The sequence below is a fragment of the Janthinobacterium sp. BJB426 genome (assembly GCF_002735705.1).
Lineage (GTDB): Bacteria > Pseudomonadota > Gammaproteobacteria > Burkholderiales > Burkholderiaceae_D > Janthinobacterium.
Window position 1 is genome coordinate 69,052 of record NZ_PDZL01000011.1, and the last position, 12,412, is coordinate 81,463.

The window sequence follows — 12,412 nt, forward strand, 5'->3', positions numbered from 1 at the left end:
GGAACGAGCATGAACGGATCGAACAACGGTGACAGCTCCCAGCTGATCCTGGCGCTCTCGAAGGGCCGCATTTTTGAGGACACCATGCCGCTGCTGGAAGCGGCCGGCATCAAGGTGCTGGAAAACCCGGAGACTTCGCGCAAGCTGATTTTGGCCACCAACGATCCGAACGTGCGCGTCATCATCGTGCGCGCCAGCGACGTGCCGACCTACGTGCAGTACGGCGCGGCCGATTTCGGCGTGGCGGGCAAGGATGTCTTGCTCGAACACGGCGGCGAAGGCCTGTACCAGCCGATCGACCTGAATATCGCCGCCTGCCGCATGTCGGTGGCGGTGCAGGCCGGTTTTGACTACGAAAAGGCCGTGCACCAGGGCGCGCGCTTGCGCGTGGCCACCAAGTTCGTGCACACGGCGCGCGAGCATTTCGCCGCCAAGGGCGTGCACGTCGACCTGATCAAGCTGTATGGCTCGATGGAGCTGGCGCCGCTGGTCGGCCTGTCCGACGCCATCGTCGACCTGGTCAGCACGGGCAGCACTTTGCGCGCGAACAACCTCGTCGAGGTCGAGCACATCATGGAAATTTCGTCGCGCCTGGTGGTCAACCAGGCTGCGCTCAAGCTCAAGCGCGAGCGCTTGCAGCCGATCATCGAGGCGTTTGAACGCGCTTCGCAAACTAATTCGCAAGCCTAGACTTATTCAGTAGCAGAAAGCCGATTATGCCGATACAGATACGCAAGCTCGATTCAAGCCAGGATGGTTTCCAACAATCGCTCGACACCTTGCTGGCGTTCGAGGCGGGCACCGATGCAGCGATTGAAACGTCGGTCGCAAAAATCCTGGCCGATGTGAAAACGCGCGGCGATGCCGCCGTACTGGAATACACCAACCTTTTCGACCGCATCCCGCATGGCGGCGCGGCGGAAATGGCGGCGTTTGATATTTCGCAAGCCGAATTGCAGGCAGCCCTGAACGGCTTGCCGTCGGCCCAGCGCGAGGCGCTGCAGATCGCCGCGCAGCGCATCCGCGCCTTCCACGAACGCCAGCGCGAGGAATTGCGCGGCTTTAGCTACACCGAGCCCGATGGCACTGTGCTGGGACAGAAGATCACGCCGCTGGACCGGGTCGGCATCTACGTCCCGGGCGGCAAGGCAGCGTATCCATCGTCCGTGCTGATGAACGCCATTCCCGCGCACGTGGCGGGCGTGGGCGAGATCATCATGGTGGTGCCGACGCCCGATGGCGTGAAAAACCAGATGGTGCTGGCCGCCGCCGCAATCGCCGGCGTGACGCGCGTGATCACCATCGGCGGTGCGCAAGCTGTCGGCGCGCTGGCGTATGGCACGCAGACGATCGCCGCCGTGGATAAGATCGTCGGCCCCGGCAACGCCTATGTGGCTGCCGCCAAGCGCCGCGTGTTCGGTATCGTCGGCATCGACATGATCGCCGGGCCGTCGGAAATTCTCGTGCTGTGCGACGGCACGACGGACCCCGACTGGGTGGCGATGGACCTGTTTTCGCAGGCCGAGCACGACGAACTGGCGCAGGCGATTCTGCTGTGCCCGGACGCCGATTACATCGCGCAAGTCGAAGAGAGCATCGCCAAGCTGCTGCCGACGATGCCGCGCCAGGCCACCATCAGCACCTCGCTGCAGGACAGGGGCGCGCTGATCAAGGTGCGCAGCATGGAAGAAGCGTGCGAGATCGCCAACAGCATCGCCGCGGAACACCTGGAAATCTCGGCGGACAACCCGCAGCAGTGGGCCGAGCAGATCCGCCACGCGGGCGCCATGTTCCTGGGCCGCTTTTCGTCCGAGTCGCTGGGCGACTATTGCTGCGGTCCCAATCACGTGCTGCCAACGTCGCGCACGGCGCGCTTTTCGTCGCCGCTGGGCGTGTACGACTTCCAGAAGCGCTCCTCCATCATTTACGTCAGTGAAGCGGGTGCGCAAACCCTGGGCCGTGTCGCCGCCACGCTGGCGTATGGCGAAGGCTTGCAGGCGCACGCGCGCAGCGCCGAACTGCGCCTGAAGCCGCAGCCATGACGAAGTTGGCGGAGCAGCCGGACTGGGTCAACCGGGTCTATTGCGAAGATGCGCTGGCGGGGCTGGCGCGCATTCCCGATGGCTCGGTGGACCTGATCCTGACGGATCCGCCGTACAACCTGGGCAAGGATTACGGCAATGCCTCGGACCAGCAGTCGGTGGCCGACTACCTGCGCTGGACGGAACAGTGGATCGATGCGGCGCTGCCCAAGCTGAAAGCCAACGGCAGCCTGTACATCTTTCTGACCTGGCGCTATTCGCCGGAGATCTTCGTCATGCTGAAGCAGCGCATGGCGATGATGAATGAAATCATCTGGGACCGCCGCGTGCCGTCCATGGGCGGCAGCGTGCGCAGCTTTTCATCGGTGCACGACACCATCGGCTTCTTCGTCAAGCGCAAGGATTACTACTTCGACCTTGACGCGGTGCGCATCGCCTACGACGCGGCTACCAAGAAAGCCCGTTCGCGCTCGATCTTCATCGGCGCGAAATGGCTGGAAGTGGGCTACAACCCGAAAGACTTGTGGAGCGTGTCGCGCCTGCACAAGGAACATCCGGAGCGGGCCGACCACCCGACGCAAAAGCCGCTCGAAATCATCGAGCGCATGCTCAAGGCGTCGTGCCCGCCCGGCGGCGTGGTGCTCGACCTGTTCATGGGCAGCGGCACCACGGCCCTGGCGGCGAAGCGTTGCGGGCGCGATTTCGTCGGCTTTGAACTGAACCCCGACTACTGCGCCATCATCGAACAACGGCTGGCGGCGCTGACGCAGGAGCTGGCCGCACCGGCCACATTGGCCGCGTCCAAGCCCGCCAGGGCGGCAGCAAAGAAACCGACGGCTGCCAAGAAGCCGGCTGCCGTGAAAAAGCCGCCCGCCGTGAAAAAAGCACCGGCCCGCAAGGCGCGCAGCGCCGCCGTGCCGGAAGACGTCGTCATTTAATTTCATCAGGAGTGTTTGCAGCATGTCTTTCCTCGATCAGTTAATCAGCAACACCGTGCGCTCCGATGTGCGGGCCGTCAAAAGCTACCAGGTAGCCGATGCCAGCGGTTACATCAAACTCGATGCGATGGAAAACCCGTATCCGCTGCCGCCGCAGCTGCGCGAGGAACTGGGCGCGCGCCTGGCCGGCGTGGCGCTGAACCGCTATCCGCCGTCCTACGCCAGCCTGCAGGCGGCCATTTGCGCCAGACTCGGCGTGCCCGCCGGTTACGACGTCATGCTGGGCAATGGCTCCGATGAACTCATTTCCATCCTGGCCATGGCGTGCGCCCGCCAGGAGCCTGGCCAGCGCGCCGTGCTGCTGGCGCCCGTGCCGGCCTTCGTCATGTATGCGCGCTCGGCGCAGTTTGCCGGCATGGATTTTGTCGGCGTGCCTTTGCAGGCGGACTTCAGCCTGGACATGCCGGCCATGCTGGCGGCGATCGAACAGCATCGCCCGGCGCTGGTCTTCCTTGCGTATCCGAACAACCCGACGGGCAACCTGTTTGCCACTGGCGACATCGAGCGCATCCTGGCGGCCCTCGGCGACACGGGCATCGCCGTCGTCGACGAAGCGTATGAACCGTTCGCGCAGCACAGCTTCATGGGCCGTTTGCCCGAATATGAAAACCTGGTGGTGATGCGCACCGTGTCGAAACTGGGCCTGGCCGGCATCCGCCTCGGCTACATGTCGGCCGCGCCGGCCCTGCTGGCGCAATTTGAAAAAGTGCGCCCGCCGTACAATGTGAACGTGCTGACCCAGGCGGCGGCCGAATTCGCGCTCGAACACCTCGATGTGTTGAATGCCCAGGCGGATTTGCTCAACAGCGCTCGCGACGATCTGGCGCTGCGCCTGGCGGAATTGCCGGGCGTAACGGTCTTCCCCTCGAAGGCAAATTTTCTTTTGATTCGTGTGGCTGATTCCGACGATGTTTGCGCAAAACTGCTTGCCCGCAGGGTTTTAATTAAAAATATGAGTAAAATGCATGCTGCGCTGGCCAATTGCCTGCGCATCAGCGTCAGCACCCCGGAAGAAAATTCCCTTTTTTACGATGCCTTCAAGGCATCCCTCGTTTAGCCTATCGCCAGAGCCTCCCATGAACCGCACCGCAGAAATCACGCGCAACACCAATGAGACGCAAGTTCGCGTCGCCCTCAACCTGGATGGCACGGGCCAGCAAAAGCTGAACACCGGTGTGCCCTTCCTCGACCATATGCTGGACCAGATCGCCCGCCACGGCTTGATCGACCTGGATATCGAAGCGACGGGCGACGTGCATATCGACAATCACCATACGGTGGAAGACGTGGGCATCACCTTGGGCATGGCCGTAGCCAAGGCTATCGGCGACAAGAAGGGCATCCGCCGCTACGGCCACGCGTATGTGCCGCTGGACGAGGCGCTGTCGCGCGTGGTGCTCGATTTCTCGGGCCGCCCGGGCATCGAATACCACATCCCGTTTACGCGCGCCATGATCGCCGGCTTCGACGTCGACCTGACCCTGGAATTTTTCCGCGGCTTCGTCAACCATGCGGGCGTGACATTGCATATCGACAACTTGCGCGGCACGAATGCCCACCATCAGTGCGAAACCGTGTTCAAGGCCTTTGGCCGCGCGCTGCGTATGGCTGCCGAGCTCGACGAGCGCGCGGCCGGCATCATTCCATCGACCAAGGGCAGCCTGTAAGCGCCCGCGAACCACTGTAGATTCCGAGATCAAACATGAATAAAATTGTGGTGGTGGATTACGGCATGGGTAATTTGCGCTCGGTGGCGCAGGCCTTGCGTGCCGTAGCGCCGGAAGCCGACGTGCGCATTTCCGGACTGGCGCAAGACATCGACAGCGCCGACCGCATCGTCTTGCCGGGCCAGGGCGCCATGCCCGACTGCATGCGCAGCCTGCGCGAATCAGGTGTACTGGAGGCGCTGTTGCGCGCCGCCGACAGCAAGCCCGTGCTGGGCGTGTGCATCGGCGAGCAAATGCTGTTCGACGGCAGCGAAGAGGGCAATGCGGCCGGTCTGGGCTTGCTGCCAGGCAAAGTCGTGCGCTTCCAGCTCGACGGCCAGGTGCAGGAAGACGGCTCGCGCTTCAAGGTGCCGCAAATGGGCTGGAACCAGGTGCGGCAAACGGCGTCCCATGTCATGTGGGATGGCATCGCCGACAACGCGTATTTTTACTTTGTGCACAGTTATTTTGCTCAACCTCAAGAGGCGGCGCACACGGTGGGCGAGACTGTCTATGGCGCGCCGTTCGCCTGCGCCGTCGCCCGTGATAATATTTTCGCGACACAGTTTCACCCTGAAAAAAGCGCTGCCGCTGGCTTGCAGCTGTACAAGAACTTCGTTCACTGGCAACCTTAACGTTAGCTCTCCGGCTTTTTTTCCGCCTCTCACTCACTCTAGACCACACTGACCATGCTGCTTATTCCCGCCATCGACCTGAAAGACGGTCACTGCGTACGCCTGAAACAAGGCGATATGGAACTTGCCACCGTATTTTCCGAAGACCCGGCCGAGATGGCCCGCCATTGGCTGATGCAAGGCGCGCGCCGGCTGCATTTGGTCGACCTGAATGGCGCTTTTGCCGGCAAGCCGAAGAACGAAGGCGCCGTCAAGGCCATCCTGAAGGCGGTGCAAGATTTCGCCGTGGAAAATGACATCGAGGAAATCCCCGTGCAGCTGGGCGGCGGCATCCGTGACCTCGACACCATCGAGCGCTACCTCGACGCCGGCATCACCTACATCATCATCGGCACGGCGGCCGTGAAAAGCCCCGGCTTCCTGCACGACGCCTGCGGCGCCTTCCCGGGCCACATCATCGTCGGCCTCGATGCAAAAGATGGCAAAGTGGCAACGGATGGCTGGAGCAAGATGTCGGGCCACGAAGTGATCGACCTGGCGAAAAAATTCGAAGCCTACGGCGTCGAATCGATCATCTACACGGACATCGGCCGCGACGGCATGATGGGCGGCATCAATATCGAGGCCACCGTCAAGCTGGCGCAAGCCGTCAAGATCCCCGTCATCGCCTCGGGCGGCCTGCACAATATCGGCGACGTGGAAGCGCTGTGCGCGGTCCAGGCCGAAGGTATCGAAGGCGTGATCTGCGGCCGTTCCATCTATGAAGGCACGATCGACCTGGCGCAGGCGCAGGAACGCGCCGACGAACTGACCGACGCCGCCGTTTAAGCCTGCCTGGCCAGGGCGTGCGCGTGCATGCCCTGGCCAGGCGACAATCTGGATACCATCATGCTTGCAAAACGTATCATCCCCTGCCTCGACGTGACCAATGGCCGCGTTGTCAAAGGTGTCAATTTCACGGAATTGCGCGACGCCGGCGACCCGGTGGAAATTGCCCGCCGCTATGATGAGCAGGGCGCCGACGAAATCACTTTCCTCGACATTACTGCCTCGAGCGACAACCGTGGCCTGATCTTCGACATCATCGAAGCCGTCGCGTCGCAAGTGTTCATTCCGCTGACCGTGGGCGGCGGCGTGCGCGTGGTGGAAGACGTGCGCCGGCTGCTCAACGCGGGCGCCGACAAGGTCAGCATCAACACCTCGGCCGTGACGAATCCGCAACTGGTGTACGAAGCCTCGCAAAAGCACGGCTCGCAATGCATCGTCGTCGCCATCGACGCCAAGCAGGTGTCGCCCGGCAAATGGGAAGTGTTTACCCATGGCGGACGCACGGCCACCGGCCTGGACGCCTTCGAATGGGCGCGTAAAATGGAAAGCCTGGGCGCCGGAGAGATCTTGCTCACCAGCATGGACCGCGACGGCACCAAGGTCGGCTTCGACCTTGGCCTGACGCGCGGCGTGTCCGACGCCGTCAGCATTCCCGTGATCGCCTCGGGCGGCGTGGGCGGCTTGCAGGACCTGGTCGATGGCATCAAGGTGGGCCGCGCGGACGCCGTGCTGGCCGCCAGCATCTTCCATTATGGCCAGCACACGGTGCAGGAAGCCAAGCGGTTCATGGCGCAGCAGGGCATTCCCATGCGTCTGGCGTAAATATCAGCAGTAAATATAGGCAGGATAGAAGAACATGCAAAACGGAACCATCGTAGCAAGCAATGCCAAGTGGCTGAAAAAGGTCAAATGGGACGAGCACGGCCTGGTGCCCGTGATTGCGCAGGAAGCGGGCAGCAATGACGTGCTGATGTTCGCCTGGATGAACCGCGACGCGCTGGCGCGCACGGTGGAGCTGGGCGAAGCCGTATACTGGAGCCGTTCGCGCAAGAAACTGTGGCACAAGGGCGAAGAGTCGGGCCACACGCAAAAGGTGCTGGAAATCCGCCTCGATTGTGATGAAGACGTGGTCTTGCTGAAAATCGAGCAAGCGGGCGGCATCGCCTGCCATACGGGCCGCCATTCGTGCTTCTTCCAGAAATTCGAAGGCGACGAGAAAACGGGTGAATGGCAAGTCACCGACCCCGTCCTGAAAGACCCTGAGACGATTTACGCGGAAAGCAAGAGCAAATGAGTGAAACCCTGAAGCGCCTGGCCGCCGTGATCGAATCGCGCAAGCTGGCCAACGGCGGCGACCCCGCCACCTCGTATGTCGCGCGCCTGTTTGCCAAGGGCGACGATGCGATTTTGAAAAAAATCGGCGAAGAGGCCACGGAAACGGTGATGGCCGCCAAGGATGCGCGCCGCGACAACGACCCGTCGAAGGTCCTGTACGAATGCGCCGACCTGTGGTTTCACAGCTTGGTGATGCTGGCGCAGTTCGACTTGACGCCGCAGCAGGTGCTCGACGAGCTGGCGCGCCGCGAAGGCCTGTCCGGCCTGGAAGAAAAGGCGGCACGCAAGGATGAGTTGCGCGACGCCGGCGAAACAGACAAACACTGACCTACTGGAGCGTGCGTGGATAACTGTATTTTCTGCAAGATTGCTGCAAAACAAATTCCTTCGTCCATCGTGTATGAGGACGAGGACTTGCTGGCCTTCAAGGACATCAACCCGGCCGCCCCCGTGCACCTGCTGTTGATCCCGAAGCGCCACGTGGCCAGCCTGTCCGATTGCGACGACAGCCATACGGACATGCTGGGCAAGCTGCTGCGCCTGGCGCCGAAGCTCGCTGCCGAGTTCGGCTGCGCCGTCACGTATGACGCCGATGGCACGCCTGCCGGCGGCTTCAAGACCATGATCAACAGCGGCCCGAACGGCGGGCAAGAGGTGTATCACCTGCACATGCATGTGTACGGCGGTCCCCGCCCCTGGCGCGGTCAACACTGATTTCGCTGCGCGCCGGGTTCACGTGTATACTACCGGCATTGGTCGACGCTATTCGGGCACCGTCCCGCAAGGAGAATGTGATGGGTTCATTGAGTATTTGGCACTGGGTGATCGTTCTGGTCATTGTGATGCTGGTCTTCGGCACCAAGAAACTGGGCAATATCGGCGGTGATATCGGCAAGGCCGTCAAAGGCTTCAAGGATGGCGTCAAGGGCGAAGATGACGCTCCGGCAGCCAATACCCCTCCTGCTGCGCCATCGCAAGTGGCCGACAAAAGCACCATCGACGTCGAAACGAAAGAGAAAAGCAAGTTCTGATAGCGTGGCGGGGCGCTTGCCTCGTCCGGTAACAGCCCTTGTCCGCTTATGATCGATCTCGGTCTCTCTAAAATCGCCATCATCGGCGTGGTTGCGTTGATAGTCATCGGCCCTGAAAAGTTGCCGAGAGTGGCGCGCATGGCCGGTACCCTGTATGGCCGCGCGCAACGCTATCTGAACCAGGTGAAATCCGAAGTTTCGCGCGAAATTGAAATGGAAGAGCTGAAAAACCTGCAGAAGGAAGTGCAGGATGCGGCCCATTCTGTCAAGCAAAGCGTGGAGAAATCCATGCATGGCGTGGAAAACTCGATCTCCGGCAACCTGGCCGAGGTGGAAAACGCCTGGCGCGGCGATGCCAGCTCGTATGAGGGGCATCACGATGCCCATGAAGCCATGCTGCGCGCCACCAACGATGACCTGGCCCGCAAGGCGCGCGAATTCCGCCGCAAGAAGCTGGTGCGCAATTCCGCCATCCCTGGCTGGTACAAGCAGCGCCATGGCGGCAAGCTGCACGTGCAGTCGGCCGCCGCCCGCGTGGCGCGCTTCCGTCCGCGCGCCAGCTCCTCCTCCTTTTACTCATGAGTAGCAAATCCCCGGTGGAAGAAACTTTTATCTCGCATCTGGTCGAGCTGCGCAACCGCCTGGTCAAGGCCTCGATCGGCATCGCCGTCGTCTGCGCCGTGCTGTTTTACTGGCCCGGCCCTTCGCATATCTACGATTTTATTGCGGCGCCGATGATCGCCTCGCTGCCGGCCGGCTCGAAAATGATCGCCACCGGCGTCATCTCGCCGTTCCTGGTGCCGATGAAAGTGACCCTGGTGATCGCCTTCATCGTCGCCTTGCCCTGGGTGCTGTACCAGATGTGGGCGTTTATTGCCCCCGGCCTGTACACGCATGAAAAGCGCCTGATCGCGCCGCTGGTCATTTCGTCGTCCCTGCTGTTCATCGCCGGCGTGGCCTTCTGCTATTTCTTTGTGTTTGGCCGCGTCTTCCACTTCATCAGCGACTTTTCGCCATCGTCGATCGCGGTAACGCCCGATATCGAAAACTACCTCGATTTCGTCATGTCGATGTGCCTGGCCTTTGGCGCCACCTTCGAGGTGCCCGTGGTGGTGGTGATCCTCGTGCGCATGGGGCTGGTTTCCATCGCGAAACTCAAGGAAGTGCGTCCCTACATCATCGTCGGCGCCTTCGTGATTGCCGCCATCGTCACGCCGCCGGACGTGGTCAGTCAGTTCTCGCTGGCCATCCCGATGTGCCTGTTGTTCGAGCTGGGCCTGCTGGTGGCGCCCATCTTCGTCAAGGCAACCCAGGCGCCGGAAGAAGCGTCCTAGACGGTCTACAATACTCGCAAGCAAAAGCCGCTGACCTCCTTCGGGAGCAGCGGCTTTTTTATCATCAGGGAAGTTGGTGAATGCTTACTGCAGCATCAGTTTGCTGAGGATGCCCAGGTTGAGCGGGATCAGGGTGCTCATCATCCAGTAGACGTGTTTCATGTCGGCGCCATGGCGCAAGTCCAGGCGTTCCAGGCGGGCGTCGAATTTTTGCTCCAGGGCATCTATTTTGGTATCGAATTTCAGTTCCAGCGCATCCACTCTGGTATCGACCTTTTGCGCCACCAGCTTGATTTCCCCCAGCAGATTGCGCTCCAGCGCCGCCAGCTCGCCATGCACGACCACGGCCGAACCCAGTACTTCACCCAGCGCCGTGGCATGGGCTTCCGCCTGCTGCGTGGGCACGCCGGCCGAGGCGAGGCGTTTGGCGTCATCGAGGGTGTCGAACTGGATGGGCATATGCATAGACGCTCCTGATATCCAGCCTAGCAGGAAAATCGGCAATTGCCAGTGAGGAGTACGGTGGCGCCTGCCTTCCCATGAGCTTAATGGACCGGCACGCCGGTGCTTTGCGGCAGCGCAAACGCATGCAAAAAGGGCGCCGCAGCGCCCTTTGCAAGGTAGGAAGACGTACCGCTTAATTCATCAGTTCCTTGATGACTTTCACGGGTGCGCTGCCGTAGCTGAGGAATTGCTCGTGGAAATCTTTCAGCACGAACTTGTTGCCCAGCGCTTGCTTGCGCTGTTCGCGCAAGTCCATGATTTCGCTGTAGCCGCTGAAATAGCTGGTCAGTTGCACCGAACTCAGCTGCACGCGGCGCCATTTTTCCTTGGCTTCACGCTGGGTCTGGAAAGCCTGGCGCGTCAGCAGGTCGAGCGCCTGCGCTTCCGTCATGCCCAGCACGTGCACGCTGTAGTCGAGGATGGTGTTGGTGACGCTGCGCAAATTCCACTTCGAGTACATCAGCCACATTTCCGGCGCGTTATTGCCATAGCCCGATTCGAGCATCATGCGCTCGCCATACACGGCCCAGCCTTCGATCATGGCGCCATTGCCGAAGATGGACTTGACCAAGGACGGCGACTTGTTGGCGTAGACGAGCTGCGTGTAGTGGCCGGGAATGGCTTCGTGGATGTTCAGGATCTGCAAGATCCAGTGGTTGTATTCGCGCAAGCTGCTTTCCGCCTGTTCCGGCGTTTCGCCGTCGAGCGGCGTCACGTTGTAATAGGTGCGGTCCTGCGGACGGTACGGGCCGGGCGCTTCGATGCTGGCGCCGGCCACGCCACGCTGGTAGGCGGGCGTTTCACGCACGACCAGGGGCTTTTTCGGATCCATCGTCAGCAGGTTGTGGCTGGTCACCCATGCCTGCAGCTCGGGAATCTGGCGACGGATTTCCGGCACGAAATCGGCGGCCGCCACGTGGTTGCTGGAGAGCTTGTCAATCACCATGCCGATCTTCGCCGTGCGGTCCGCCGGCTTGGCCGTGGCGCCCATGGTTTTCGCCCACAGCTCGTCGGACAGGCTGTCCATGTGCTCAAGCAACTTTTCGCGCGCGGCCAGGGCCTTCTGGTACATCTGTTCGGCGCTCACGCTGGCCTGGATATCGTAGGCAAATTTCTGTTCGTACAGCTCCTTGCCGATGCGGAAGGAGCGCGCGTTGCCGTTCTGCGCCAGCGCGGCATCCTGTTCCGTCAGCCAGGCCGCGTAGCCTTGCACGGCCGTGCGGGCCGCGGCGATGCGCGCGTTGTACAGCTGTTTTTCCGTCGGCGTCAGGATCGAGCCCTGTGCCGTCTTGTTCAAGTCATCGAGCACGCTGAGCACGCCTGCGCTCTGGGCGATGGCCAGCTGCGTGTGTTCGCGCGTGGGATTGACGATGCTGGCGCGCGCGGCCGCATAGTATTGCGGCACGGTGGCGATGCGCTTGAGCAAGGTGCGCAGGCGCTGCGGCTGGGCCGCATATTCCGTGTTCAGGATGAAGTCGATGGAACCGGCCACGTTGTACTGGGCGGGATTCCATTCGAATTCGCGGAAGGTGGTCAGGTACCAGCGGTCCGATTGCAGTTTATTCGTCAGCAAGGCCAGGTCGGTACGTTGCTTGTCCGACATTTTGCTGGCATTCAGCTTGCCGAACTTTCCCAGCCATTCTTCGATGAAAGCCAGTTGCTTCTGGCGGCTGGCCGCGTCGGGAATGCTCAGGTTGGCGGCGCCATCGTACTTGCCGACGGAAATTGCGCTTTCCGGGTCCAGGCGCCACAGGGCCGTGAGGAACTGACCGCTGAGGTTATTCATGGAACGGTCGCTGCTGTTCTCGCTGGCGACGGCCGCGACCGTGGCTGCCGTGGCGGCGCTGACGACGGCCGCCTTCTTGGCGACGGTTTTTTTCTTGCTGCTGCTGGTGCTGGCCTTGCCGTTTTTCTGCGGCTTCTTGGCGGCGCTGGCCGGTGTCAGGGTAAACGCCATCATCAATGCGGCGAGCGCAACTTTATTTTTTATCAGCATAGT

General features: G+C 61.5%; 16 protein-coding genes. 14 read left to right on the forward strand and 2 right to left on the reverse strand.

Going from position 1 to position 12,412, the window contains the following annotated elements; translation table 11 throughout:
* Positions 1-9: 9 nt before the first annotated feature.
* From hisG to tatC, 14 genes are all read left to right on the forward strand, one after another.
* The gene (hisG, locus tag CSQ93_RS17990; RefSeq protein ID WP_099379210.1) at positions 10-690 is read left to right on the forward strand and encodes an ATP phosphoribosyltransferase; all 681 of its coding nucleotides are present in this window, start codon (positions 10-12) and stop codon (positions 688-690) included.
* A 26-nt stretch (positions 691-716) separates the two neighbouring features.
* On the forward strand, positions 717-2,042 hold the full coding sequence (gene hisD / locus CSQ93_RS17995; RefSeq protein WP_099379211.1) for a histidinol dehydrogenase: 1,326 nt from the start codon (positions 717-719) through the stop codon (positions 2,040-2,042).
* The gene (locus CSQ93_RS18000) at positions 2,039-2,980 is read left to right on the forward strand and encodes a DNA-methyltransferase (protein ID WP_099379212.1); all 942 of its coding nucleotides are present in this window, start codon (positions 2,039-2,041) and stop codon (positions 2,978-2,980) included. Before hisD ends, CSQ93_RS18000 begins: the two co-directional genes overlap by 4 nt.
* 22 nt (positions 2,981-3,002) lie before the next feature.
* Positions 3,003-4,097 carry a histidinol-phosphate transaminase gene (hisC, locus tag CSQ93_RS18005; protein WP_099379213.1) on the forward strand — a complete coding sequence of 365 codons (1,095 nt, stop codon included), beginning with the start codon at positions 3,003-3,005 and terminating at the stop codon, positions 4,095-4,097.
* Positions 4,098-4,116: 19 nt separating this feature from the next.
* A complete protein-coding gene (hisB, locus tag CSQ93_RS18010; protein ID WP_010402123.1) occupies positions 4,117-4,707 on the forward strand; it encodes an imidazoleglycerol-phosphate dehydratase HisB in 591 nt (196 codons plus the stop codon).
* 35 nt (positions 4,708-4,742) lie between these two features.
* Positions 4,743-5,381, forward strand: coding sequence for an imidazole glycerol phosphate synthase subunit HisH (gene hisH / locus CSQ93_RS18015; RefSeq protein WP_099379214.1), 639 nt, complete (start codon positions 4,743-4,745; stop codon positions 5,379-5,381).
* A 54-nt stretch (positions 5,382-5,435) separates the two neighbouring features.
* A complete protein-coding gene (gene hisA / locus CSQ93_RS18020; protein WP_070219639.1) occupies positions 5,436-6,209 on the forward strand; it encodes a 1-(5-phosphoribosyl)-5-[(5-phosphoribosylamino)methylideneamino]imidazole-4-carboxamide isomerase in 774 nt (257 codons plus the stop codon).
* Positions 6,210-6,269: 60 nt separating this feature from the next.
* Positions 6,270-7,031, forward strand: a complete 762-nt coding sequence (hisF, locus tag CSQ93_RS18025) for an imidazole glycerol phosphate synthase subunit HisF (protein ID WP_034753845.1) — start codon at positions 6,270-6,272, stop codon at positions 7,029-7,031.
* 34 nt (positions 7,032-7,065) lie between these two features.
* Positions 7,066-7,503 carry a phosphoribosyl-AMP cyclohydrolase gene (gene hisI / locus CSQ93_RS18030; RefSeq protein WP_034753847.1) on the forward strand — a complete coding sequence of 146 codons (438 nt, stop codon included), beginning with the start codon at positions 7,066-7,068 and terminating at the stop codon, positions 7,501-7,503.
* Entirely contained in the window at positions 7,500-7,871 is a 372-nt protein-coding gene (locus CSQ93_RS18035; RefSeq protein ID WP_034753849.1) for a phosphoribosyl-ATP diphosphatase, read from the forward strand. Before hisI ends, CSQ93_RS18035 begins: the two co-directional genes overlap by 4 nt.
* 15 nt (positions 7,872-7,886) lie before the next feature.
* Positions 7,887-8,258, forward strand: coding sequence for a histidine triad nucleotide-binding protein (locus tag CSQ93_RS18040; protein ID WP_099379215.1), 372 nt, complete (start codon positions 7,887-7,889; stop codon positions 8,256-8,258).
* An 80-nt stretch (positions 8,259-8,338) separates the two neighbouring features.
* A complete protein-coding gene (gene tatA, locus CSQ93_RS18045) occupies positions 8,339-8,575 on the forward strand; it encodes a Sec-independent protein translocase subunit TatA (RefSeq protein ID WP_034780931.1) in 237 nt (78 codons plus the stop codon).
* Between the two features lie 48 nt (positions 8,576-8,623).
* Positions 8,624-9,157, forward strand: a complete 534-nt coding sequence (gene tatB, locus CSQ93_RS18050; protein ID WP_099379216.1) for a Sec-independent protein translocase protein TatB — start codon at positions 8,624-8,626, stop codon at positions 9,155-9,157.
* On the forward strand, positions 9,154-9,909 hold the full coding sequence (gene tatC / locus CSQ93_RS18055) for a twin-arginine translocase subunit TatC (RefSeq protein ID WP_099379217.1): 756 nt from the start codon (positions 9,154-9,156) through the stop codon (positions 9,907-9,909). The genes tatB and tatC overlap by 4 nt, the downstream gene beginning before the upstream one ends.
* 84 nt (positions 9,910-9,993) lie before the next feature.
* Here the strand turns inward: tatC and CSQ93_RS18060 are convergent, their stop codons facing one another.
* On the reverse strand, positions 9,994-10,374 hold the full coding sequence (locus CSQ93_RS18060) for a hypothetical protein (protein WP_099379218.1): 381 nt from the start codon (positions 10,372-10,374) through the stop codon (positions 9,994-9,996).
* 172 nt (positions 10,375-10,546) lie between these two features.
* On the reverse strand, positions 10,547-12,406 hold the full coding sequence (locus CSQ93_RS18065) for a DUF885 domain-containing protein (protein ID WP_099379292.1): 1,860 nt from the start codon (positions 12,404-12,406) through the stop codon (positions 10,547-10,549).
* Positions 12,407-12,412: the final 6 nt, after the last annotated feature.

Excerpts from the sequence above, each read along its gene's own strand:
- CSQ93_RS18000 (WP_099379212.1), top strand. The coding sequence starts at position 2,039 with ATGACGAAGTTGGCGGAGCAGCCGGACTGGGTCAACCGGGTCTATTGC.
- hisC (WP_099379213.1), top strand. The coding sequence starts at position 3,003 with ATGTCTTTCCTCGATCAGTTAATCAGCAACACCGTGCGCTCCGATGTG.
- hisF (WP_034753845.1), top strand. The coding sequence starts at position 6,270 with ATGCTTGCAAAACGTATCATCCCCTGCCTCGACGTGACCAATGGCCGC.
- hisA (WP_070219639.1), top strand. The coding sequence starts at position 5,436 with ATGCTGCTTATTCCCGCCATCGACCTGAAAGACGGTCACTGCGTACGC.
- CSQ93_RS18035 (WP_034753849.1), top strand. The coding sequence starts at position 7,500 with ATGAGTGAAACCCTGAAGCGCCTGGCCGCCGTGATCGAATCGCGCAAG.
- tatA (WP_034780931.1), top strand. The coding sequence starts at position 8,339 with ATGGGTTCATTGAGTATTTGGCACTGGGTGATCGTTCTGGTCATTGTG.
- tatC (WP_099379217.1), top strand. The coding sequence starts at position 9,154 with ATGAGTAGCAAATCCCCGGTGGAAGAAACTTTTATCTCGCATCTGGTC.
- hisI (WP_034753847.1), top strand. The coding sequence starts at position 7,066 with ATGCAAAACGGAACCATCGTAGCAAGCAATGCCAAGTGGCTGAAAAAG.
- tatB (WP_099379216.1), top strand. The coding sequence starts at position 8,624 with ATGATCGATCTCGGTCTCTCTAAAATCGCCATCATCGGCGTGGTTGCG.
- CSQ93_RS18060 (WP_099379218.1), bottom strand. The coding sequence starts at position 10,374 with ATGCATATGCCCATCCAGTTCGACACCCTCGATGACGCCAAACGCCTC.
- hisB (WP_010402123.1), top strand. The coding sequence starts at position 4,117 with ATGAACCGCACCGCAGAAATCACGCGCAACACCAATGAGACGCAAGTT.
- hisG (WP_099379210.1), top strand. The coding sequence starts at position 10 with ATGAACGGATCGAACAACGGTGACAGCTCCCAGCTGATCCTGGCGCTC.
- hisH (WP_099379214.1), top strand. The coding sequence starts at position 4,743 with ATGAATAAAATTGTGGTGGTGGATTACGGCATGGGTAATTTGCGCTCG.
- hisD (WP_099379211.1), top strand. The coding sequence starts at position 717 with ATGCCGATACAGATACGCAAGCTCGATTCAAGCCAGGATGGTTTCCAA.